Source organism: Alishewanella sp. HL-SH05 (genome assembly GCF_052655985.1).
The window spans coordinates 669517-693487 of the sequence record NZ_CP199753.1 but is presented as its reverse complement, the minus strand read 5'-3'; the positions used below and the strand labels follow the sequence as shown (position 1 = coordinate 693487).

The following is a 23971-nucleotide window of genomic DNA, read 5'->3' as shown; positions in this document are numbered from 1 at the left end:
AACGGGCGCGCAGCATAGCACATCACTAATAGTATGCCAATTATTAGCTTAACAGCGGATGAATCTCATCTGCTTGACTATGTCCACTTTACACTGTCGCAAAGCGACAGCGATTAATCAGCCTGTTTTCTTAAAAACGCTGGGATATCGAAAATATCGATGCCGCCTTTTGCTTCTGCCTGTGGCTTAGTTTGTGGCAACTCTTCACGTTGTGCCGCAACCGCAGGAGCCGGTTGACGCACAGCATTACCGTGTTGGACATAACTGGTAGTAACAGGTTCAGCGCGATGCGTTGGCACTAAGCTGATATCTGGGCGACGATCCGCACCGATACCGGTAGCCACCACAGTAACGCGTAATTCGTCATGCATTTCTGGGTCAATAACGGCACCCACTACCACGGTCGCATTTTCTGAAGCGAAAGCTTTGACGGCATTACCGACAATTTCAAACTCTTCAATGCTGATATCTAAACCGGCGGTAATGTTTACCAAAATACCTTTCGCACCCGATAAATCGATATCTTCTAACAGTGGGCTAGAAATAGCTTGTTCAGCGGCTTCTTCAGCGCGGTCAGGACCACTGGCGCGGCCAGTACCCATCATGGCAGTGCCCATTTCCGACATCACAGTACGTACGTCGGCGAAGTCAACGTTGATCAAACCTGGACGCGTAATAAGTTCAGCAATGCCCTGCACGGCACCCAGTAACACGTTATTAGCGGCTTTAAAGGCATCCAGTAAGCTAGTGCCTTTACCCAATACTTTTAATAACTTATCGTTAGGAATAGTAATTAACGAGTCAACATGTTTGCTTAACTCTAAAATACCTTCATCAGCATAAGCAGTACGCTTTTTACCTTCGAATGGGAAAGGTTTCGTCACAACCGCAACAGTCAGAATACCCAACTCACGCGCCACTTCCGCAACGATAGGTGCAGCACCTGTACCCGTACCACCGCCCATGCCGGCTGCGATAAAGATCATATCCGCGCCTTGTAGGGTTTTCTTGATGGTTTCACGATCTTCTTCTGCTGAACGACGACCAATTTCTGGATTCGCACCCGCACCTAAACCTTTGGTTACGCTGGCACCCAGTTGTAAGGTGACATTGGCAGAGGAATTACGTAGTGCTTGGGCATCGGTATTCGCCGCCACAAACTCTACGCCTTCAATATTGCTGGCAACCATATATTCCACGGCGTTACCACCGCCACCACCAACACCAATAACTTTAATGACCGCTTCTTGGTTGTGGTTTTCCATTAACTCAAACATAGCTCTCTCTCCGTTTTTACGCTTACTTAAAACTGACCATTGAACCAGCTGCTAATTTTTTTAAAAAAGCTGCTGACTGAATCACGGCTTTGACTGGCTGCCTTGTTTTGGCTGCGCACGTCCTTGCCATAGAGTAACAAGCCAATGACGCTGGCGTAGGCCGGGTCATTAACATATTCTTTTAAACCAGTGATATGCATCGGATAACCGACCCGCACCGGCATCTGGAAAATATCTTCGGCAAATTCGACCGCACCTTCCATTTTGGAGGTGCCTCCGGTTAACACTAAACCGGCAGCAATTTGCTCTTCTAAACCACTGGAGCGAATTTCTTCTTGCACCAGTTCAAATAATTCTTGGTAACGCGGTTCGACCACTTCCGCTAAGGTATGACGCGACATAGATCGCGCAGCTCGCCCCCCCACACTGGGTACTTCGATGCTTTCTTCTTTACCCACCATGCTGCGCAGCGCGCAAGCATACTGCACTTTAATCTCTTCCGCATGACTAATTGGTGTACGGAAAATTTTCGCGATATCACTGGTTACCTGATTGCCCGCTACCGGGATGACTGCCGTGTGGCGTAAGGCGCCATTGGTGAAGATCGAAATATCGATAGTGCCACCGCCGATATCCACCACGCAGACCCCTAACTCTTTTTCGTCGTCGGTTAACACGGCATAACTTGATGCCAGCGACGAGAAAATAAGCTGATCAACATGTAAGCCACAACGCTCGACACACTTCTCAATATTCTTCGCCATATCGTTTGCACAAGTAATAATGTGTGCCCGCGCTTCCATCCGAACGCCTGACATACCTACTGGGCTTTTAATGCCCTCTTGCATGTCGACTGAAAACTCTTGAGGTAAGACATGCAACATGCGACGCTCGGCGGAAATGGGTACCGATTTCGCCGCATGGATCACATTGGCCACGTCTTCGTTGGTCACTTCGGTATCGTTAATCGGCACCATGCCACTCTCGTTTTGGCAACGAATATGCTTACCGGTAATACCTAAATACACTGACGATACTTGGCAATCCGCCATTAACTCGGCTTCATTGATCGCGCGCTGTACTGCCTGCACCACCAAGTTCAAGTCGTTGACGCCGCCTTTGTCCATACCACGAGAAACGTGGGTGCCAACACCCACGATGCTCAGCTGATTGTCTGCGGTAATTTCGCCCACAACCGCCTTAATCTGGGCAGTACCGATATCCAAGCCTACAATCAAATCCCGCTCTAATGACTTTGTCATGTTTTTCTCTTTGTCTCTGTTGCACCATAGCGCACGGCAATACCCGTGTCATAACGTAAATCCACTTCCACCATGGCGGCGTTTATCTTGTGTTGCTGCATGGTGGGATACAACTCAACAAACCGCTGAAGCCGCTTTAATGATTCTTCCCTGCCCAGTTGCAGCTGTAAGCCATCGGCTAATTCTAGGCGCCAAGCAAAACGCTCGGTTAACCAAATTTGCCGCACACTAAACTCATGTAACTGCAGCAATTGCTGCATATTAGTAAACATGTTCAGGGCATCCTGCGCTGAGCCTTCTGGCCCATGCAATAGGGGTAGCGAAGTGGTCAGCTGTTCGAGTGGGGCATCAAACACCACCCCTTTGTTGTTGATCAGCTGCTCTGAATTCCACACCGCGACCGGTTGCTGCTCTGTCACCACCACCACCAAGGTATCAGGCCATTGTTTGCGCACGGCGACCTGATAAACCCAGTGTTGTTGTTGCAGGAACTGCTGCACCTGATCCACGTTCACTCTAAAAAAGTTACCGACATATTCTTGTTGAATGCGCTGCTGTAACGCTTTGGCATCCAAATGCTGAAAATTGCCATACAACTTCACTTGTGAAATCGGTACACTTTGTTGATCTTGTACCCATTGCACTAACTTCACCGTTAAATAACCTAAAAACACTAACGAGCAGCCAAAAAACACCAGCCCCGCGATAAAAGCGGCTCGGCTAGGTGTAACTGGTACGGTCGCAGTATTCGTCATACTAGCGGCGCGCCGACTCAGCTTGCGTTAAAATCGCCAGCACTAACTGTTGAAAACTGTAACCAGCGGCTTTCGCTGCCATAGGCACTAACGACTTTTCTGTCATGCCCGGAACGGTATTCACTTCTAATAAATAAAATTGACCTTGCTGGTCCAGCATTAAATCAACCCGGCCCCAACCTGAAGCACCCACGGCTTGAAAAGCCGCTAAAGCGGTTTTTTGCATTGCTTGCGTCAGCTCTGCCGTTAATGGCGCAGGGCATAAATATTCGGTGCTATTGGCCTGATACTTCGCTTCGTAATCATAAAAGGAGCGTGGTGTGCGCATCTCAACAATCGGCAATACCGCACCATTTAAGATGGCGATTGTAAATTCACGCCCTTCAATCCAGCGCTCGACTAAGACCTCTTCGTCATATTGATGGGCTATTGCAATAGCTTGCGCTAACTCTTCAGCCGTGACTGCCACGCTCATGCCAATGCTTGAGCCTTCATTGGCAGGCTTAACCATCACTTTGCCACCGAGTTGCGCTAGCATGGCGGCGTAATCTTCAGTGCCTGGCCTGGCTACAGCAAAAGCCGCGGTGGGTAATCCTTGGGCTTGAAACAACCATTTACAGCGAATTTTATCCATCGCTAAGGCAGAACCCAGCACACCGCTACCGGTATAAGGCAAGCCGCGCTGCTCTATAGCGCCTTGCATCACGCCGTCTTCGCCGCCGCGCCCGTGTAACACAATAAACACTTTATCGGCGTCTAGGCTGCTTAAATCTTCTTGTTGTGGGTCAAATGCAAAGGCATTAACGCCAGCATCTAATAATGACGCTAACACCGCTTTGCCAGAACGTAACGACACTTCACGCTCAGCTGAAGAACCGCCAAACATCACCGCTACTTTTGCGTTTTGGCTCATAACGCAGCTCCCTTAGTCGCTTTTAATTGTTCGATATTTAATCCCAAAGCACTCAGCTGTTTTACTAAGGTGCCGATATTGCCCGCGCCCTGCGTTAACACCACATCCCCGTCTTGCAGCACATCGGCTAAACAAGCGGCTAAATCGCTTGGCTGCGCCACATAGATGGGTTCTAACTGGCCACGCGCTCGAATAGAACGCGCTAAACTACGGCTATCGGCCCCGGCAATTGGCGCTTCGCCTGCAGCATAGACTTCCAATAATAATAAGGTGTCAACTTCAGACAGTACCCGAGCAAAATCATCATACAGATCACGGGTACGGGTATAACGATGTGGCTGATAACACATCACCAAACGTCGTTCTGGCCAAGCATTGCGCACCGCCGCAACGGTAGCGGCAACTTCTGTTGGGTGATGACCGTAATCGTCGAGCAAGATAGCTTTGCCACGACCGGTGTCAAATTCACCATACTGTTGAAAACGCCGACCAATGCCTTCAAATTTACTTAACGCCGCTAAAATTGCCGGTTCCGCTATGCCTTCATCTTGCGCTAAAGCAAAAGCAGCGGTGGCATTTAACGCATTGTGCTTGCCTGGCAAATTTAGGATCACTTGCCGGGTTTGACCTTGAGCATCACGAATACTGAACTGCGTGCGTGTGCCAGACTGCTGAAAATCGCTGATTTGAAAGTCGGCATCTTCACTAAAACCATAGGTCAGCACCGTGCGGCCAATGCGCGGGATCAAGTCACGTAATACGGGGTCATCTAAACAAATTACCGCCATGCCATAAAACGGCAGATTATGTAAAAACTCTAAATAGGTGGCTTTTAGCTTTTCAAAGTCGCCTTGATAGGTGTCCATGTGATCCGCTTCAATATTGGTGATCACTGTTGCCATCGGTTGCAAATGTAAAAACGAGGCATCGCTTTCATCGGCTTCGGCAATTAAATAACGCCCCGCCCCTAAGCGCGCATTGGAACCGGCAGAATTTAACAAGCCGCCAATTACGAAAGTGGGATCGGCACCGGCTTCAGCAAAAATTGAAGCGAGCAAGCTGGTCGTCGTGGTTTTGCCATGAGTACCTGCAATCGCAATACCATGGCGAAACCGCATTAATTCACCGAGCATTTCGGCACGGCGTACCACAGGAATGCGTAACTCGCGCGCGGCTTGCACTTCAGCATTGTCGTTTTTAATGGCGCTAGAAACAACGACAACACTGGCGCCTTGAATATTTTCAGCGCTGTGGCCAAAGAATAATTCTGCACCTAGGCTGCGCAATCTGTCGGTGACGGTGTTCGGCGCGATATCCGAGCCGGAAACTTTATAACCTTCATTGACTAATACTTCGGCAATACCGCCCATGCCGGCACCGCCAATGCCTACAAAGTGAATGCGTTCAACCCGGCGCATCGCCAGTTTTTTCTGTTGTGGCGTGGTAATCATACTGCTTGTCCTGTTACTTGCCGACATACTGCTACTACTGCGGTAGTCGCATTGTCTCGTGCCTGCAGCCTGGCATTTTGCGCAAACTGCTGCAGCACACTTTTATCTGTTAAACACGGCGCCAATAATGGCACTATGCCTGTTTTGATGAGTTCCGACTGCGGTAATAACCAGCCCGCGTCAGCACTGGTTAAACTGCGGGCATTGGCGGTTTGGTGATCATCAATCGCGCTGGGCAGCGGTACAAAGATTGCGGCAACACCAACGGCGGCCACTTCGCTGACGGTCAAGGCACCGGCACGACAAATCACCACATCAGCCCAACGATAAGCCGCTAACATACTGTCGATAAAGGCACTGACCTGCACCGACACACCCTTTGCTTGTAATGGCTGGTAAGCGGCTTGCACTTGCGCCAGCATGGCTTCGCCCGTTTGATGCCAAATCGCGATCTCACCTTGTGCGGCCAGCATGCTAAATTGCTCTGGTAACTGCTCGTTTAAGGCTTTCGCGCCTAAACTGCCGCCGACCACTAAAATATTGAGCGGCGGCTCACTTGTACGCGGCTGGCGACAAGCAATCAGTTCTGCCCGCACCGGATTGCCCACCACCTGTTGTTTAGCTGAGTTGGCAAACGCGGCCGGAAACGCCACTAACACCTGCTTGGCTATACGCGCCAGTAATTTATTGGTGCTACCGGCAACGGCATTTTGTTCATGGATCAATAAAGGCACACCGGCTAACCACGCAGCCACGCCACCGGGGCCACTGGCATAACCACCAAAGCCAATCACTAAGCTCGGTTTTACCTGCTTGACCACTTGCCGCGCCTGTCGGATCGCCCGCCACACCATCAGCGGCGCATGCACAATGCTGCGCCAGCCTTTACCCCGTAAACCCGCCACTTGGATGGCATGAAATGCCCAGCCAAAACTCGGCACTAAACGCGCTTCCATCCGATCTGCGGTGCCAAGCCAAGCAATCTCCCAGCCTTCAGCATGCAACGCTTTAGCTACTGCCTGTGCTGGGAAAATGTGGCCACCCGTGCCACCGGCCATAATCAACGCTAGCGGTTTAGTCATGCTTACCCCCGCTAACGGCCTGCTTGCCTTGCATCCGTACTTCAAAGTCAATGCGCAGCAATAAAGCGGCAGCCATTAACATGATAATTAAGCTACTGCCACCGTAACTGACAAAAGGTAAAGTCATCCCCTTGGTTGGTAACATACCGCTGGCCATACCGGCGTTTACGGCGGTTTGAAAACCAATCCAAATGGCTAAGGCATAGGCTAAGAAACCGTGGAAACTCATGCCTTTTTGTAAAGCACGATTACCCATCATCAGCGCACGAAACACGAGCAAGAACAACAAACTTAGTAACGCTGCCACCCCCAGAAAACCGGTTTCTTCGCCAATAACAGCAATAATAAAGTCGGTGTGCGCCTCGGGCAGATATTCTAATTTTTGAATACTGTTACCCAAACCTTGGCCAAACCAGCCACCGCGACCAAAAGCCATTAACGACTGGGTTAACTGATAACCACTGCCAAAGGGATCTGCCCAAGGGTCAAGGAAGGCCGTGACCCGACGCCAGCGGTATTCACTGTAAAAAATCAGCACGCCCACTGCGGCGATACCGGTAAGAATTAACGCGATAAATTGCCACAAGCGCGCACCGGCTAAAAACAATAGCACCACGGCAGTGGCGAACATCACAATCACGGTGCCTAAGTCAGGCTGCATTAACAGCAGCACTGCAAAAATAAATAGCATGATTAATGGCTTAAGAAAGCCCATTAAGTTCTCACGGACTTCTTCATGCCGCCGTACTAAATAACTGGCTAAATACACAAAGAAATACAATTTAGCCGGTTCAGCCGCCTGAATGTTGATGGGGCCTAACGCTAACCAACGGGTGGAACCGTTGACATTTTTACCAAACAATAACACGGCCACCAGTAACGCTAAGGCGGCAAATAACAGCTGCATATTGTAGTTATGCCAAAAGCTGATGGGTAAACGCATCACGACCAAGGTCGCGCCTAAACCAATGAACATATACACTAAATGGCGCAGCGTGAAATGCAGCGGATTGTCAAATAAACGTTCAGCCACCGGAATAGAGGCACTGGTTACCATCACTAACCCCAGTGTCAGGATTAACAACAGTACGGTTAAAAACATACTGTCGTAATTACCCTGATCTTTACTCTGCCACCAAGCATCAAAGCGAGGTAACGGATTAAAACGACCACCCAGTAAAGCGGCTTTAATCATTTCAGCTCCTTTACTGCTCTGGCAAACTGTTCGCCGCGGTCAACGTAGCTTTTAAACATGTCTAAACTGGCGCAGGCTGGCGACAACAACACCATATCGCCGGCTTTGGCCATGCTAGCCGCCACGGACACTGCCTGTTGTAACGTTTTAACTTGCACGCTATCGGCTTTTAACGCTGCAATGGCCGGGCCGTCTTGACCTAAGGTAATTAGCTGATCGACGTCTTGTTGCAACACGCTTTGCAGCTCTTGTACGTCGGCACCTTTGGCATCACCGCCGGCAATCAAAATAAGCTTACCGCGGATCCCTGGCCGCAAACCGGCTAAGGCCGCTAAGGTTGCGCCAATGTTGGTGCCTTTTGAATCATTCACCCAGCGCACGCCATTAAGCTCGGTCACCAACTCACAACGATGCGCTAAACCGCTAAAAGTACGCAAAGTGGCCGCTAAGGCTGCACGAGAAGCCCCCGCCGCTAAGGCTAAAGCCGCAGCCGCTAGCGCATTAAATTGGTTGTGCTCGCCAAACAGGCTCATCTCAGCGACGGGCAATAACGGCTCACCCTCTACTAGCAACCAAGGCGCTTGCTGATGCTGCACAATGCCATAACCACTGGTGTTTGGTTTTAAACTCAGTGCCAAGCCAGCTTGCGACTGAGCGGGTTGCGTCATGCGGTCATCCGCATTGTAAATAGCTAATTGGCTATGCCGATGAATACGCTGTTTGGCTGCCGCATACTCGGCAATGGTGTTATACCGATCCAAGTGGTCAGCGCTAATGTTTAAATTCACACTGGCAACGACCGCTAAGCTATCGGTAGTTTCTAATTGAAAGCTGGATAACTCCAACACAAACACTTCAGCATCACTGTGGTTGATCGCTTCTAATACCGGTAAACCGATATTGCCGGCCGCAACTGCTTTAATACCGCTTTGCTGCAACATGGCCGTAGTCAACATGGTCACAGTCGACTTGCCATTAGAGCCGGTGATCGCCAAGACCGGCTTGTGGTTGAAATGCGCAAACAGCTCAACATCACCAATAATCTTAGCGCCTTGTAACCGAGCAAAACGCAAGGCCGGATGCTTCACCGACAAACCCGGGCTGACGATAATCAGTTCCATCTGCGCCAGTCTATTGGCGTCTAACTCACCTAAGTAGATACCGTCTACTTTCTCAACCGGAATCTGCTCTAGGCCAGCGGGTTGTTTGCGGGTATCCATCAATACCGGCTTGATCCCTTGTGCAAGTAAAAAGCGTACGGTCGCCAGGCCAGAAAGACCGAGCCCCACTACTGCAATTCGTTTTGCTGTTAGGATACTTTGCATGCTGTTATCTCAGTTTCAGGGTGGCGAGGCCAACCAGCACAAAAATGATCGATAAGATCCAGAAACGCACAATAACGCGCGGCTCTGGCCAGCCCTTTAATTCGTAATGATGATGAATAGGTGCCATACGGAAAATGCGTTGTTTACGCAGTTTGTAAGAGCCAACCTGCAGGATCACCGACAGGGTTTCCATCACGAAAATTCCGCCCATGATAAACAGCACGATCTCTTGGCGCACAAGAATGGCGATCACACCCAACACCGCTCCTAACGCCAACGAGCCGACATCGCCCATGAAAACCAAAGCCGGATAAGTGTTAAACCACAAGAAACCTAAACCCGCACCAATCAGCGCGGCACAAAACACCACTAACTCACCGGCATAGGGTAAATAAGGAATATTTAAATAACTGGCAAAGTTTACGTTACCACTGGCATAAGCAATGATGGCAAAAGCGCCCGCTACCATAATGGTCGGCACTATCGCTAAACCATCTAAGCCGTCAGTTAGGTTAACGGCATTACTGGTGCCAACAATGACGAAGTAACTAAGAGCAATAAATAATAAACCCAGTTGCGGCATCACATCTTTAAGAAAGGGCACGAGCAGTGCGGTTTCAGCTGGCCGCTCTGCGGTGCTATACAAGAAAATGGCGGTAATAAGGGCGAATACGGATTGCCATAGGTATTTCCAGCGCGCGATTAAACCACGGGGATCTTTTCGGATCACCTTACGATAATCATCGATAAAGCCGATAGCACCAAAGCTGACGAGTACAAATATCACCACCCAAACGTATTTGTTGGCCAAATTAGCCCACAGCAGCGTAGAGATTAACACTGAACCAAGGATCAAAATGCCGCCCATCGTAGGCGTGCCTTTTTTCGAGAAATGACTCTCTGGGCCATCATTACGAACCACTTGACCAATTTGCATGCGCTGCAGCGCCGCAATCAGCTTAGGCCCTAAATAAAGGCTTAATAATAAAGAGGTTAACACACCTAAAATGGCGCGAAATGTCAGATAACTAAAGACATTAAAACCGCTGTAATATTGTGTTAGATATTCTGCTAACCAGACTAACATGCTGGGATCTCCTGCTGACAACGTTCTAGCAAGTCTTGTACTACTAATTCCATCTTCGCACTGCGCGAACCTTTAACCAGCAGTGTCACTGCCGTTTCGGCTACAATAATGGGCAGCAATTGCGTAATGAGCGTTTGCCGTTGGCTGAAATGTGCTCCTTGCTGTTTGAACACATCACTGGCGCTCTGTGATAACACACCGACAGTGAACAACAGATTAATCCCAGCCGCTTTGGCATATTCACCGATTTCTTCGTGATATAAACGCGCATTGGTGCCAAGCTCACCCATGTCTCCGAGGATCAACCCCCGAAAGCCACTGTAACTGGCCAATAAGTCAATGGCGGCTTTTACCGACTCGACATTAGCGTTGTAGGTGTCATCGATAATTTTTAGCGTTGAGCTAACCTGGATCAGATTAGTGCGCCCTTTCACAGCACGCATTTTTGCTAAACCTTGCTGTACCTGCTGCGAACTGATACCAATAGCGATGGCAGCTGCCGCGGCGGCAAGGGCGTTAGCAACATTATGACGCCCTGGCACGGTTAAACTTATTGGCAGCTGTTCTGTTGGCGTGTGCAACGTAAAATGCGCACAGCCGAGGCTGTCTAATTGCACTGCTGCAGCATAAAAATCGGCTTGTGGCTTATCGACGCTAAAGGTCAGGCAGGGTAAATGTGCCACCTGGGTGAGCCAGAAATCACTGTAATCACTATCTAAAGAGATGACCGCCGTACCTGACGCAGGAATACCTTGATAAATTTCTGCTTTAGCGCGAGCAACACCGGCAATATCGCCAAAGCCTTCTAAATGTGAAGCGGCAGCATTAGTAATTAACGCTACATCGGGTTTCACCAAAGCCGTGGTATACGCAATTTCGCCATGATGATTGGCGCCCAGCTCCATCACCGCGTAGCGATGTGCTGCCGTTAAGCGTAATAAGGTGAGCGGCACACCGATGTCATTATTGAAATTACCCGAGGTTGCTAACACCTCGGCTTGCTCACTTAAAATAGCCGCCAGCATTTCTTTTACGGTGGTTTTACCGGCACTGCCCGTCACGGCGATGGTTTTAGGCGCTAAGCGTGCTTTTAAAGCGGCAGCAAACTGGCCTAAGGCTATGCGCCCGTCGGGGACTAAAATATAAGGCACATCCACCGGCGGTACTTCACTACAAATTAACGCCACCGCACCTTTACTGACAACATCAGCTAAAAAGTGATTGGCATCAAAGTTCGCCCCTTTTAAAGCAATAAATAACGCGGCACCGCTTAATGTTCGACTATCCGTGCTCACTGCATCGATTTGCACATCAGCACCCTGCCAGGTGGTGCCCAGCATTTGGGCTATCTCTGATAATTTAAGCGTGATCATGATGCCATCTCCGCCACCAATTGTTGAACATAGGCTCTTTCATCGTAATGCAGTACTTGGTTACCGATGATTTGTTCTGTTTCATGGCCTTTACCCGCCACCAAAATAATGTCGCCCTGTTGCGCTTCTGCAATGGCTAATTTGATGGCGGAGCGTCGATCGGGCTCGATGGTGTAGTTGCTTTGCGGATGCATACCCGCAGCAATATCTTGCAAAATCTGTAAAAGATCTTCGCTACGTGGGTTATCCGACGTGAGAATAATATGATCGGCTAATTGTTCTGCCAGCTGCCCCATGATGGGCCGCTTACCTTTGTCACGATCACCACCACAGCCAAATACCGCCCATAGATGATTATCACAATGTTGACGCAAGGCCCGTAGTGTTTGATCCAAGGCATCAGGTGTGTGAGCGTAATCGACCACTACTGTCGCACCAGTTTTTAGGCTGTATTGTTCCATGCGCCCAGCAACCGGTTGCAATAAAGCTGCTACCGCAATCAAGTCAGACAGAGAATGGCCCAAGGCCTGTAAACACTTCACGGCGGCCAACGCGTTTTGCACATTAAATTCACCCAGCAACGGCAAATTTAACTCGTAGCTTTTAGCGGCATACTTCAACTGACAATAAGTACCGTGAGCTTTGGGGCTTAAACGTTGGTAGCTCAATGCCTGCACATCCGATTTACAATCAATACTGGCACCGTAAGCATGCACAGGGATCTGCATTTGCTCGGCGTAATGACGACCGGTTTCATCTGATAAATTCACAATGGCCAGCATACTTTGCTCAGGTTTGAACAATAGCGCTTTTGCCGCGGCATAAGCGGGCATACTGCCGTGGTAATCTAAATGATCACGACTTAAATTGGTAAACACTGCCGCCGCAAAATGCAAACCGGCAACGCGCTTTTGAACTAACGCATGTGAAGACACTTCCATTGCCACTAAACGCACACCTTTACTGACCATTTCCGCCAGGATGCGCTGAATATCGACAAAGTGCGGCGTAGTATTTTTTAAGGGTGTAAGCTGTTGCCAGTGACCATAACCTAGGGTGCCAATCACAGCGCTCTTGACACCAAGCTCGCCAGCAAGCTGGGCAATAAAGCTACTTACAGACGATTTGCCATTGGTGCCGGTAACGCCAATTAATGTCAGCTGCTGTTGTGGCTGGCCATAAAAGTCAGCTGCCAATTTCGGTAACACCGAATTCAACCGTGGTATGGTCAACACCCGACTATCACTGGAATGGATGTTTTCCGTCAGCACTAAGGCGGCGCCTTGAGCCAAGGCCTTATCAATAAATAAACTGCCATCTGTGGTTGTGCCGGGTAAAGCAATAAACACATCGCCAGGCATCACGTCGCGGCTATCAATGCGTAAGTGCTGCAACTCTAAAGACGGCACTTCACTGAGGTAATTCGCTAACCAACGTTGACTATTAACCGGCATTTTGACCTCCACGAACCGCGGTGATCCTTGGGCGGCTCTGTCCATCTGGTGGCAAATTAAGCAGCTGCATCGCTGCTCCCATAATATTGGCAAACACCGGGGCAGCAATCTCGCCACCATGGTAAAAATCACCGGCAGGTTCGTTAATCACCACCACACAGGCTAATCGCGGTTGGCTGATGGGGCCGACACCGGCAAAAGAAGCGATGTAATCATCACCGTAACCGCCGGCGACCGCTTTACGAGCAGTACCTGTTTTGCCGCCTACGCGATAACCGGGCACCTGTGCACGTGTTGCCGTGCCGCCAGGACCGATATTGGCTTCCATCATTTCCAGCATAGCCAGCGCAAACTCTTCTTTTAATACCCGTTCGCCCAGCTCTGGTTCCGTTTGTTTAATGATACTCAGTGGCCGATTAATACCGCCATTGGCCATGGTGGCGTAAGCGCGCGCCAGTTGCACAGCGGTAACCGATAAACCATAGCCGTAAGAAAAGGTAGCGCGTTCAAAGTCAGACCAACGCTGGCGGTAACTAAAAATACCGGTGCTTTCACCAATAATCGAAGCGCCCGACTCTTGGCCTAACCCCATATTGTGATACAAACCAATCACATGTTGATGCGGCACTTCTAACACTAAGCGCGCTACTCCCATGTTGCTCGATTTTTGAATAATACCGGTAAGATCTAAGCGATTGTAATTAGAGGGGTCGCGCACCCAACTGCCACCAATGCGCATAAAACCAGGGCTAACATCCACTACCGTATCTAAATTGGCCGAGCCAAACTCTAAAGCGCTTAAGACCGCTAACGGCTTCATAGTAGAACCCGGTTCAAAGGTGTCGGTAATGGCCCGATTACGAAAACGATGGATAGGCGTATTACGGCGGTTATTCGGGTTAAATGAGGGGCTATTGACCATGGCTAAAACTTCACCGGTTTGCACGTCGACCACCACTGCAGAACCAGACGCAGCGCCATTGGATAACACCGCTTTTTTCAATTCACGATAAGCTACCGCTTGAATGCGTTGATCGATGCTCAGCACCACGGTGGCCGATTCGGTCGCTTGCTCGCGCTCTAATACTTCAATTTCACGGCCTTTTGCGTCTTTACGATAAACCTTGCGACCCGCTGTTCCGGTGAGTAAATCATTAAAACGTTTTTCAACACCTTCCACGCCAACGTCATCGACATTGGTAAAACCGATTAACTGCGCGGCGACTTCACCAGCAGGATAATAGCGACGCGATTCTTGGCGAAAATGAATACCGGGAACGCGCAGCTTACGCACATAATCGACCACTGCTGGATTAACTTGGCGCTGTAAATAAACAAAACGCCGCTGCGGGTTATCACCGATGCGGCTAAGAAGTTGCTGCGGGCTCAGTTGCAGAATTTCTGCTAGCGCATGCCAACGCCGCTCATCCCCTGGCGCGTTGCGCTCCAGTACTTCTTTAGGATCTGCCCAAATGGCCTCTACCGGAACACTGACCGCTAATGCTTCGCCATGACGATCGAGGATCATACCGCGCATCACTTTGTCAGATTCCACGCGTAAACTGCGCAAGTCACCTTGAGTAACCAGCATATCCGGCTCTAACACTTGTAACCAAGCGGCCCGCGCCACCAGGGCTACAAACACCGCGCTAATACTGACCAGCACAAAAGCAAAACGCCAGCCGAGTACGGCGGGTTGCGTTCTGGTTTTTGCTTGGGCCTTTCTTACCGGGCGTTTCATTGTAATTTCACCGTAATATCACGATCGCCCGTAGGGCGTTGCATATTCAGTTGTTGCCGCGCAATCTCTTCTACACGGCTGTGTTCGGCTAACGCGCGTTGCTCTAACAGCAAATTGCGCCATTCGGTATCGAGCTGATCACGTTGTTGATAATTTAAGTCCTGCTGGATCGTTAATTGCCGGTTTAAATGCGACATTTGCACTACCGCAAGGGCAGACAGCAAACACGCCAACAACAACGCGATAACTAACTTGCGTTGTTGCAGTTCCTGGGCAATGATTTTGATCAGCTGGACTTGTTTCATAGCGCCTGCCTCTCCGCGATACGCAACACCGCACTCCGAGAGCGCGGATTTGCAGCCAGCTCAGCGGCAGAAGGCATAATCGCTTTACCTATTAAGCGCAGCGGGATCGCCTTATATAACTGCGCATCCGTTAACGGTAAGCCACGTGGCACCGGTTCAGGTTTGGAATGGCGACGCATAAATTGTTTCACTAGGCGATCTTCTAACGAATGAAAGCTGATCACACAAAGTCGGCCGCCAGGCTTTAACGCCGCCATTGCGCCCTGTAACGCTAAATTCACCTGCTCCAATTCACTGTTAACGTAAATACGAATGGCCTGAAAACTGCGGGTTGCAGGGTGCTTTTTCTCTTTCGGGCTTTTCGGCACCACATTGCTAATTAAATTAGCCAGCTCACTGGTGCGAGTGAGGGGTTGCTCAGCACGCTGGGCAACGATGGCATTAGCAATACGCCACGCTGATTTCTCTTCACCGTATTCCCGCAGCACAAAAGTAATGTCTTCGACATCGGCATGGGCTAACCACTGAGCTGCAGATAAGCCATTTGTAGGGTCCATCCGCATATCCAGCGGACCATCGCGCATAAAACTAAAACCTCGTTCAGCTTCGTCTAATTGTGGGGAAGACACGCCAAGGTCCAGTAAAATGCCATCGATTTTGCCGAAAATGTTTTGTTGTTCGGCGATATTTGCCAGGGCGGCGAAGGGGCTATGGGTGATGTGAAAACGCGCATCGGCGAGCAGTGGGGCTGCAGCAGCAATGGCGGAAGGATCGCGATCAATAGCGAATAAGCGGCCGTTAGGCCCTAACGCTTGAATTATTTCTCTACTGTGACCGCCACGGCCGAAGGTGCCATCTAAATAGATGCCATCAGCCTTGATTGCCAGGCCTGCTAACGTTTCCGCTAACAGTACCGAGATATGTGGACTTGTGGTCATTTACAGTACAAAATCCTGTAATCGTTCTGATAACTCCACAGTACCGGCTTCTGCTTGCTCCAGCTCAATATCCGCTGCAAGCCGCTCTTGCCAGGCTGTTTCATCCCAGATTTCAAATTTATTTAATTGGCCCACCAAACGGATGTTTTTCGTTAATCCAGCATGTTGCCGCAATGACGCTGGCAACAAAATACGGCTGCTTTTATCCATATCACAGTCGGTGGCATTACCCAGTAATAACCGCTGTAAACGGCGTTCCTGAGGATTTAAGCTTGAGAGAGATTTCAGTTTTTCTTCTATTTCTTCCCACTCAGCTAGCGGAAATAGCAACAAACAGGGATCGTGCAAATCGATGGTGCAAATCATTTGGCCCTGAAATTCAGACATAAGGCGTTCACGGTAACGCGCTGGAAGCGCTAACCGGCCCTTTTCGTCTAATGTCAGTGTAAATGATCCACGAAACATCTTAGTTTGCCCGCCTTAAGAGTTTGCGTTGCTCGAGTAAAGTATCAGAGACGACAAAAAGGGGTGCCAGCTACCACTATCACCACAAATTTACCAAAATGATCCACAATTACCCACATATCCCCACAACGAGACAGTTTAGGGTGCCACTTCCGCTGCTGTCAAGGTAAAAACATCGGCAAAGATCGAATAAGATCGAGCTAAAATAAGCGCTCTAGCGAAGTGGATGATTTTCGTAGGAAATTCCTTTTGCGCAGAGTGAAGCTGCGTGCTTGCTATTGCGGAATAATTTATTCAATATAAATTTACATTAGCTATCACCCTGGCAGCGTCTTTGCCGGTGTTTAAGGGCAAAAACCATGCTAAGTCTATTGAAAATTCAAGGAATGTTGGACCAGTTGTCCGTTAGCGAGCGGAAACTCGCTGACTTTATTTTAGATAATTCGCATTTAATGCGTGATTATTCATCTCAACAATTGGCAGACGCCGTTGGCATTAGCCAGTCTAGCGTGGTGAAATTTTGTCAAAAATTAGGGTACAAAGGCTATCCCGATTTAAAACTAGCCATCACCGAAGCCGTAGTGACCGCATCGACCCTACAACGTGAACAACAAGACGTAAATACGGCACTCGGTAGCGTAGCGCAGCTCGCCGAACAATTGCAGTTAGGGCTGACACAAAGCTTTCGCAATCTGCTGAGTATTAATAGCGAAAAAACCTTGAAACAAGCCGCTCGGTTATTAGATAAAGCCGATTGCATTTTATTAGCGGGTTGCGGCCACTCCGCCGTTGTCGCCGCCGATATGCAATGCCGCTTACTTGAACTGGGCAAACTGGGCTTGTATCACAGCGATCCGGCATTAAGTTTACAACTGGCACGCACCCTCACACCTAATAGCGTGCTACTGTTGATCTCAGACAGTGGTCAAAATGCGGATATTTTGCGGTTAGAAGTGTTTGCCAGACAGCGCAAACTTAAGATTATCTCGTTAACACGTTATCAAACCAGTGCGCAAAGCGCGGGGGCGGATTTGCAATTATTCACGCTGGGCAGTGAAACCGACGAGCAGCTGCAACAGTTAATTACACAACAAGCGCAGCAGCACCTCTGTCATTTATTGTATTTAATGCTATGTCAGCAGCCCGCTAACCGGCAACAGCTAGCGGACCATAACCAAGTCATGGGTTTACTGGAAAAGCATTAACTGCTCAGCATCTGTAGACCCTGAATATCCGTGATGCCCAAGCCTGGGGCATCACCAATAATAATATCCGCTTCATTAAAAGTAACACTGCTGGTGACTGGGTTAAAGGCACACAGTGACGGCCCATCTAGGTCAATCTTAGTGATCACATCGGCTTTCGCTACGGCCACATGCACCGCTGCCGCCACACTAATGCTCGATTCCAGCATACAGCCAATCATACATTGCATATCATAAAACGAGCAGATATCAGCAATCTTGATGGCATTAGAAATACCGCCCGTTTTCATCAACTTAATATTGATAATATCGGCTGCACGCATTTTGATCAGTTCAATCACTTCACGTGGCCCAAAACCGCTTTCATCGGCCATTACCGGCGTATGTACGCGCTCGGTAATATACTTTAGACCTTCCAGATCATAGTATTTCACCGGCTGTTCGATTAGCTCTAGCCGTACACCGGCATCTTCTAACTTATGCAGGGCATACACTGCTTCTTTCGCGGTCCAACCTTGGTTAGCATCTAAGCGGATCAACGCCTTACCTGCCACAGCGTTATAAATTGCTTTTACCCGCTCGATATCGACCCCAATATCTTTGCCTACTTTCACTTTCAGCGTTTCAAAACCTCGGGCGACAGCATCTAAGGAATCGGCCACCATTTTATCGATGTAATCGACACTGATGGTAATGTCCGTCGTCAATTTAGGTACACCGCCACCCAGCAATTTGTATAACGGCGTTTTATATTGCTGGGCAAATAAGTCATACACGGCCATTTCCACTGCCGCCTTCGCACTGTAGTTTTTCATAATACAGTTTTGAATAATGCGGATCAGATGGTTTAAATCACTGATGTCTTGGCCAACCAATTTGGGCTTCATTACCGTGCGGATCGCCCCGATTATCGAATCATGAATATCACCCGTGATCACGGCCGTGGCCGGAGCTTCACCATAACCACGATGCCCCGTATCAGTCTCGATAATGACAATCACATCTTCAATTTCATTCACCGTGCGCAACGCGGTTTTAAAAGGTGTCTTTAATGGCACCTTCAGCATACCCAAACGGATATCGGTAATTTTCATAATAACCTCAGTTAACGCAACGATTTAATAGCATAAATACGATCCAGATAGCTCTGCTCAGCACTGAGATACAGCGGTGCCAAGGGCGTGACGGATACACTGTTTAAGGTGCCACGATAAAATTCGCCAGCGGCATTAACATAAGCCAGATCAAATACCGCATGGATCACGAAGGGTTCGCCCGCACTTTCACCTAAATACAACATGACATGACCAGGACGATAAATAAAATCGCCTATTTGCGCCCGCTTAATCGCCTGTAGCTTAGTGTTATGGCTGCTTTGTTCAGTAAAACGCACATTTTGACCAAATTCGCCATAGCCTTGCTGACCTGAGTTACGCGGCATCAGCAAGCCAAAGGTGCGGAAAATATCCACCAAAAAACCGGTGCAGTCGACGCCGTTATAGTCGTAACCCCAACCATAGCGCTGACCTAAGTATTTAAAAGCTTGCCGCACAATATGCTCGGTGCTGTAAGGCAAATATCCAATATGCACATCTTGATTGCGCGCCAGCAACGCCGGCACTAACTGTAGCTGCCCTTTGGCGTTACGTGTGGGTAATAGCACGATATAGCTCGCATGCGGATTTTGACCATAGAGGTTATGCCCCACTGCATCGGCGGATAATAGCGGCAAGCGGGTGCCCATATCCAGCTGTAATTCAGAGATCTGCGGTTGATTCGGTACATAATTACTAAAAGCACGCGCGCCGGTAACCACTAAAAAAGGCGCTTGTTCAGCATAAGCCAGTACCTGTTGTCGAGGCGCCAGCGCCAGTGCCTCTGTCGCCACCCAACCACTATAGTGGTAGTTTTGCACTAAAGACCAGTGACCGTCGGCGCTTTGATGTAACACCGCCACCGGCTCACCGACAAACAAGGCGGTTTCTTGTAAGCGATTTAAATCTAACGACATGCTGTCGTTAAAAACCCGCAGCGTGGTTGGCATGGCTAACAAAGCACTGCGCTTCGTTACCAAGGCAAATTGTGTGCTGGTGTTTTCCGCAACACCGGCACGATTCACTTGTTGCTGGATGGGCGCCCAATCGCTTTCTTGCAGCGGTTTGCCATCGGCAAAGAAACGCGGTGACTGCGGTATAGCACTTACCTGTTCGATTACCTTGAGCAGCTCGGCCTGGCTAAACTGCAGCGGAATATCCGCTATCGAAGTCATTTCAGCTTGCTGGGCAAAGGTTTGGGCATTTTGCTGCACAATTTGACTGGGGGTAAGTAACAATTCAGCAGCATTGGGCTGCTTCGCTAACCAATATTCTGGCGACAAATGCTCGACTTTTAACAGGGGAATATCTGACGTGAAATGTTCTGTCGCAGCACTACTTAAGCCACTTATCAGCAGCAACAAGCCGCCTGCGAAAGCATATCTTAAAGCTAAAAAACCACGCATTTGCTTGACTCTCGGTCATCAAGGAATGAAATATTCCAAATATTATTAATTTTTAGCATAAATTATTTTCAAAACCAACAAAAGATTGCTATGTTAAATTTGTGCAGAAATCAAACATCCCTGCACAGCGCCGCAAGGCTTAAGCAGCGCAACGTTATAAAAAACTATAAAGGGTGTAACATCCAGGAGAGATTGCAATGAAGTTGAACAGGCTTATTCAGTCTATTGCCCTTGCCGGCTTTAGCTCGACGGTCGTCATGGCGCAAGATACTGTAACCCCGGAAGCCGATGATGCAAAAGTTGAACGCATCAGAGTTACCGGCTCGAATATCAAAAGAACCAATATTGAAGGTTCATTACCTCTCACGGTATTCAGTAAGGCAGACATTGATGCTCAAGGCATCACCTCTGCTGAACAATTACTGATGCAACTGAACATTGCCGGTAACTCCTCAGATAACCTCGCCAGTAACGGCGGTATTGTTTCTGAAGAACAACGCGGTAATAACGGTGTTTCAGGAGCGAACTTACGGGGTCAAGGCGCAGATGCCACCCTGGTATTGTTAAACGGGCGCCGCGTTGCCACACACGGCTTAAAAGGCCGCGCAGTGGATTTAAACTCAATCCCCTTTGCTGCCCTAGAGCGCGTTGAAGTGCTTCGGGATGGCGCTTCTGCCATGTACGGTACTGATGCAATTGGCGGTGTCATTAACTTCATTACCAAGAAAGATTACACCGGTGGTGAAGCTTCTGCCTTCATGGATGTGACAGAAGCCGGTGGTGGTAACATTTACCGCACCAACCTATTATTAGGTGCAGGTGATATTAATAAAGATGGTTGGAACCTGTTTGGTACCCTGTCTTTTAAACGAAATACCACGTTAGAAGGCTCAGATCGCGATTTTTCTAATACCTTCCAACCCAATCGCGGCTTATCGCCTGATACACGGGGCACCCCTTTTGCTACCGTGTTTAACCGTGGTGCTTCCCAGCCCAACTTAATTGGCACCGGTTTAGTCGATCCACGTGATGGCCAATCAGTCATTGCGGTAAACATTTTAGATTTACCGGGTGCGGCGGGCTGTGAAAGTGGCGGCGATATGATGGGCCCTTACGATCAAAAGTTATGGAGCTCGGAATCTTCACGTTATGCCTGTGCGTGGGACTATCCTGCAGCCGCACGTATTCAACAGCCGCAAGAAAGTACGGACTTTATCAGCCGTGCCTCGTTTAAACTGAACGAGAATCACAGTGCTTATTTAGAATTGGTTGCTTCCAAAGTCGATGTCAGTAAGGCCTTTGAACCGAACCAAATTTCCCCTGGATCGACCTTTGGTCCTGCCACTTGGTATCCTAGCACCGGTGAGTCTTACAACACCATTTACAATGCTTTAGCCAATTACTTTGGCGCATCACAACTCAATTATGGCCAACCCATTGCTTATCGCTGGCGTTGTATGGCCTGTGGTGGTCGTGAAATTGATACTGAAACCAATTCTTATCGTTTGATGGCGGCATTTGAAGGTATTATTCCTGGTATTGAGTGGGACTACACCGCAGGTTTATCACGCGCATCAAGTGAGTCAGAATCTGTCCTTGGCGGTGGTTACCATTACACCGCTGAACTGCAACAAGTATTAGGCAGCGGTTTAATTAACCCCTTCTTATTACCTGGTCAAAGCCAGTCTGCCGCTGGTATCGCAGCATTAGAGGCCGCTTCCGCCACCGGTGTTAAATTGTATGGTGGCGAGTCATTAATGACGCAGTTAGATGCCACCATCAGTGGCGGTTTTGGTTTTGACTTACCTGGCGGTGAATTACAAGCGGCGTTCGGTGTCGATTTACGCCGTGAAGAGTTTAAATTTAATGGTGATGAACGCGCTGAGATGCGGCCAATTTTTAACGCGCCATTCGATAATGCCAACGTGTTAGATAAAGTCAGCCGAGATATTCAGGCGGTCTTTGCTGAATTCTATCTACCGATTTTCGATAGTTTAGATGTCAGCTTATCGGGTCGTTATGACAAATATGATGGTTTTGGTAGTACAACTAACCCGAAAGTGAGCTTTACTTGGCGGCCAGTAGAGGGCTTCTTAGTGCGCGGTGCTTATAGCACGGGCTTTAAAGTCCCCACCTTTAACCAGCTGTTTAACGGCGTCACTGAATCGCAATATACTGGTCTTGATTTAGCCGATCCTGCCACCTGTGTTAGCGGTATCGCCAGTGAAACAGTGGCCGGTTGTGCTTCTATTCGCCCGGTAGAGATTTTCGGTGGTAAAGAAGATCTGCAACCTGAGGAATCAGAGCAGAAGAGCATCGGTTTTGTGGCCGCGCCTTATGACAATTTTAACTTCAGTGTCGACTGGTGGGAAATTGAACGTACCGATACGATCCGCTCCGCGCCTCGTGATGTACTGATCGAAAACTATGATCAGTTCCAAGCAAACTGGATCCGTGATAGTAGCGGTCAAGTGATCGCCATCGACCGTCGTTATATCAACTCAGGCGGCACCCTAACCCGTGGTATCGAAGTAGACGCTAATTTAAGCGGCGAGTTTGCCGACGGTAATTGGCGCTTAAATATGAACGGTAGTTATATCGACAGCTTCAAGAGCAAAGGCTTAGATTCTCTACCTTACAGCGATAACTTAGTAGGTGAATATGTTCGTTATTACAACCTGCCGATCAAGTGGAAACATACGCTGAACCTAAGCTATGTGAAAGGCGATTGGAGCCATACGTTAAGCCAGTTATTCCGCGACGGTTACAAGGATGAATTACCGGTTAGCGTGCGTAATGGCAGCTACATTCCAGACGATTGGAACCCAGAAGTCAGCAGCTATACCACCTATAACTATAGTTTGAGCTATAGCGGCTTCGACAATGTCAGCTTTACCTTTGGCATTAAAAACATCTTTGATCGCGATCCACCTTTTACTGCACACCAAAACGACTTTGCAGCCGGTGCAGCATGGGAACCGCGTATTGCCGATCCACGTGGCCGTTCCTTTACCTTACTGCTTGATTACAAGTTTATGTAAGGTGAGTTAACACCCCGCAATAAAAAACCGCACGTTGTTTTAGCAACGTGCGGTTTTCTTTATTAGGGGAGTCGGTCATTAAGCCGGGTTTTGTGCTCTGTTGCCAGAGTAGCAATCATTCCTCTAGGACTTAGGTCACCCTAAGCCTCAAGCAATCTACCCGCCCTCAACGCGGGCCGCGCCATAGAGGGCCTATTTGATCTTGCTCCGGGTGGAGTTTACCGTGCCACGAACTGTTGCCAGTCGCGCGGTGCGCTCTTACCGCACCCTTTCACCCTTACCTGATCTCAGGCTTTCCGAAGAAAGACTGAGCCATCGGCGGTTTGCTCTCTGTTGCACTAGTCGTAGGCTCGCGCCTCCCAGGCGTTACCTGGCACCCTGCCCTGTGGAGCCCGGACTTTCCTCCCCTTGCTTGCGCAAGCAGCGATTGCCTTGACCCACTCCGCTGACCATTATACGCAAAAGCCGCGCCGACAACAGCATATTTGCCTGTTGCAACACAAATGCTCGCATTAAGTGCCATCATTCGATGGCAAAGCCGCCATGGGCAACTATAGTTAACCCGATAACGTCACCTCAACAGCGACTCCCAGCCTTATTCG

General features: G+C 49.0%; 19 protein-coding genes and 1 other RNA gene. 2 read left to right on the top strand and 18 right to left on the bottom strand.

Going from position 1 to position 23971, the window contains the following annotated elements:
* Positions 1–113: 113 nt before the first annotated feature.
* Genes ftsZ through mraZ form a run of 15 tightly spaced genes read right to left on the bottom strand, consistent with a single transcriptional unit; the run spans position 114 to position 16623 of the window.
* On the bottom strand, positions 114–1277 hold the full coding sequence (ftsZ, locus tag ACUJFL_RS03040) for a cell division protein FtsZ (protein WP_226752151.1): 1164 nt from the start codon (positions 1275–1277) through the stop codon (positions 114–116).
* Positions 1278–1303: 26 nt separating this feature from the next.
* Complete coding sequence (ftsA, locus tag ACUJFL_RS03035; protein WP_306177257.1) at positions 1304–2539, bottom strand: cell division protein FtsA; 1236 nt, start codon at positions 2537–2539, stop codon at positions 1304–1306.
* Positions 2536–3294 (bottom strand): cell division protein FtsQ/DivIB, encoded by a 759-nt coding sequence (locus ACUJFL_RS03030; protein WP_306177258.1) that lies wholly within the window; start codon positions 3292–3294, stop codon positions 2536–2538. Before ACUJFL_RS03030 ends, ftsA begins: the two co-directional genes overlap by 4 nt.
* 1 nt (position 3295) lies before the next feature.
* Positions 3296–4207: a D-alanine--D-alanine ligase gene (locus ACUJFL_RS03025; RefSeq protein WP_445428458.1), complete on the bottom strand. Its 912-nt coding sequence runs from the start codon at positions 4205–4207 to the stop codon at positions 3296–3298.
* Entirely contained in the window at positions 4204–5658 is a 1455-nt protein-coding gene (gene murC / locus ACUJFL_RS03020; RefSeq protein ID WP_229584789.1) for a UDP-N-acetylmuramate--L-alanine ligase, read from the bottom strand. Before murC ends, ACUJFL_RS03025 begins: the two co-directional genes overlap by 4 nt.
* Positions 5655–6740, bottom strand: a complete 1086-nt coding sequence (gene murG / locus ACUJFL_RS03015; RefSeq protein ID WP_445428457.1) for an undecaprenyldiphospho-muramoylpentapeptide beta-N-acetylglucosaminyltransferase — start codon at positions 6738–6740, stop codon at positions 5655–5657. Before murG ends, murC begins: the two co-directional genes overlap by 4 nt.
* Positions 6733–7935, bottom strand: a complete 1203-nt coding sequence (ftsW, locus tag ACUJFL_RS03010) for a cell division protein FtsW (RefSeq protein WP_236128900.1) — start codon at positions 7933–7935, stop codon at positions 6733–6735. Before ftsW ends, murG begins: the two co-directional genes overlap by 8 nt.
* Complete coding sequence (gene murD / locus ACUJFL_RS03005; protein WP_226752157.1) at positions 7932–9260, bottom strand: UDP-N-acetylmuramoyl-L-alanine--D-glutamate ligase; 1329 nt, start codon at positions 9258–9260, stop codon at positions 7932–7934. The genes ftsW and murD overlap by 4 nt, the downstream gene beginning before the upstream one ends.
* Before the next feature lie 4 nt (positions 9261–9264).
* Entirely contained in the window at positions 9265–10347 is a 1083-nt protein-coding gene (mraY, locus tag ACUJFL_RS03000; RefSeq protein ID WP_226752158.1) for a phospho-N-acetylmuramoyl-pentapeptide-transferase, read from the bottom strand.
* On the bottom strand, positions 10341–11720 hold the full coding sequence (locus ACUJFL_RS02995; RefSeq protein WP_445428456.1) for a UDP-N-acetylmuramoyl-tripeptide--D-alanyl-D-alanine ligase: 1380 nt from the start codon (positions 11718–11720) through the stop codon (positions 10341–10343). The genes mraY and ACUJFL_RS02995 overlap by 7 nt, the downstream gene beginning before the upstream one ends.
* Positions 11717–13174 (bottom strand): UDP-N-acetylmuramoyl-L-alanyl-D-glutamate--2,6-diaminopimelate ligase, encoded by a 1458-nt coding sequence (locus tag ACUJFL_RS02990; RefSeq protein ID WP_445428455.1) that lies wholly within the window; start codon positions 13172–13174, stop codon positions 11717–11719. Before ACUJFL_RS02990 ends, ACUJFL_RS02995 begins: the two co-directional genes overlap by 4 nt.
* Positions 13164–14915: a penicillin-binding transpeptidase domain-containing protein gene (locus tag ACUJFL_RS02985; RefSeq protein WP_445428454.1), complete on the bottom strand. Its 1752-nt coding sequence runs from the start codon at positions 14913–14915 to the stop codon at positions 13164–13166. The genes ACUJFL_RS02990 and ACUJFL_RS02985 overlap by 11 nt, the downstream gene beginning before the upstream one ends.
* On the bottom strand, positions 14912–15220 hold the full coding sequence (gene ftsL / locus ACUJFL_RS02980; protein ID WP_226752162.1) for a cell division protein FtsL: 309 nt from the start codon (positions 15218–15220) through the stop codon (positions 14912–14914). Before ftsL ends, ACUJFL_RS02985 begins: the two co-directional genes overlap by 4 nt.
* Complete coding sequence (gene rsmH / locus ACUJFL_RS02975) at positions 15217–16158, bottom strand: 16S rRNA (cytosine(1402)-N(4))-methyltransferase RsmH (RefSeq protein ID WP_445428453.1); 942 nt, start codon at positions 16156–16158, stop codon at positions 15217–15219. Before rsmH ends, ftsL begins: the two co-directional genes overlap by 4 nt.
* Entirely contained in the window at positions 16159–16623 is a 465-nt protein-coding gene (gene mraZ / locus ACUJFL_RS02970; protein ID WP_445426086.1) for a division/cell wall cluster transcriptional repressor MraZ, read from the bottom strand.
* A 359-nt stretch (positions 16624–16982) separates the two neighbouring features.
* Between mraZ and ACUJFL_RS02965 the strand changes: the two genes are divergently transcribed.
* Positions 16983–17828: a MurR/RpiR family transcriptional regulator gene (locus ACUJFL_RS02965; protein ID WP_236128904.1), complete on the top strand. Its 846-nt coding sequence runs from the start codon at positions 16983–16985 to the stop codon at positions 17826–17828.
* Here the strand turns inward: ACUJFL_RS02965 and ACUJFL_RS02960 are convergent.
* Together ACUJFL_RS02960 and ACUJFL_RS02955 are read right to left on the bottom strand one after the other, a co-directional pair.
* Complete coding sequence (locus ACUJFL_RS02960) at positions 17825–18922, bottom strand: dipeptide epimerase (protein ID WP_306177267.1); 1098 nt, start codon at positions 18920–18922, stop codon at positions 17825–17827. The two genes, ACUJFL_RS02965 and ACUJFL_RS02960, sit on opposite strands and share 4 nt — an antisense overlap.
* Positions 18923–18933: 11 nt before the next feature.
* On the bottom strand, positions 18934–20328 hold the full coding sequence (locus ACUJFL_RS02955; RefSeq protein WP_445428452.1) for an SH3 domain-containing protein: 1395 nt from the start codon (positions 20326–20328) through the stop codon (positions 18934–18936).
* A 197-nt stretch (positions 20329–20525) separates the two neighbouring features.
* On the opposite strand from ACUJFL_RS02955, the gene ACUJFL_RS02950 reads away from it, so the two are divergent.
* Positions 20526–23369: a TonB-dependent receptor gene (locus ACUJFL_RS02950; RefSeq protein ID WP_445428451.1), complete on the top strand. Its 2844-nt coding sequence runs from the start codon at positions 20526–20528 to the stop codon at positions 23367–23369.
* A 63-nt stretch (positions 23370–23432) separates the two neighbouring features.
* Here the strand turns inward: ACUJFL_RS02950 and rnpB are convergent.
* An RNA gene (rnpB, locus tag ACUJFL_RS02945) (RNase P RNA component class A) lies at positions 23433–23813 on the bottom strand.
* Positions 23814–23971: the final 158 nt, after the last annotated feature.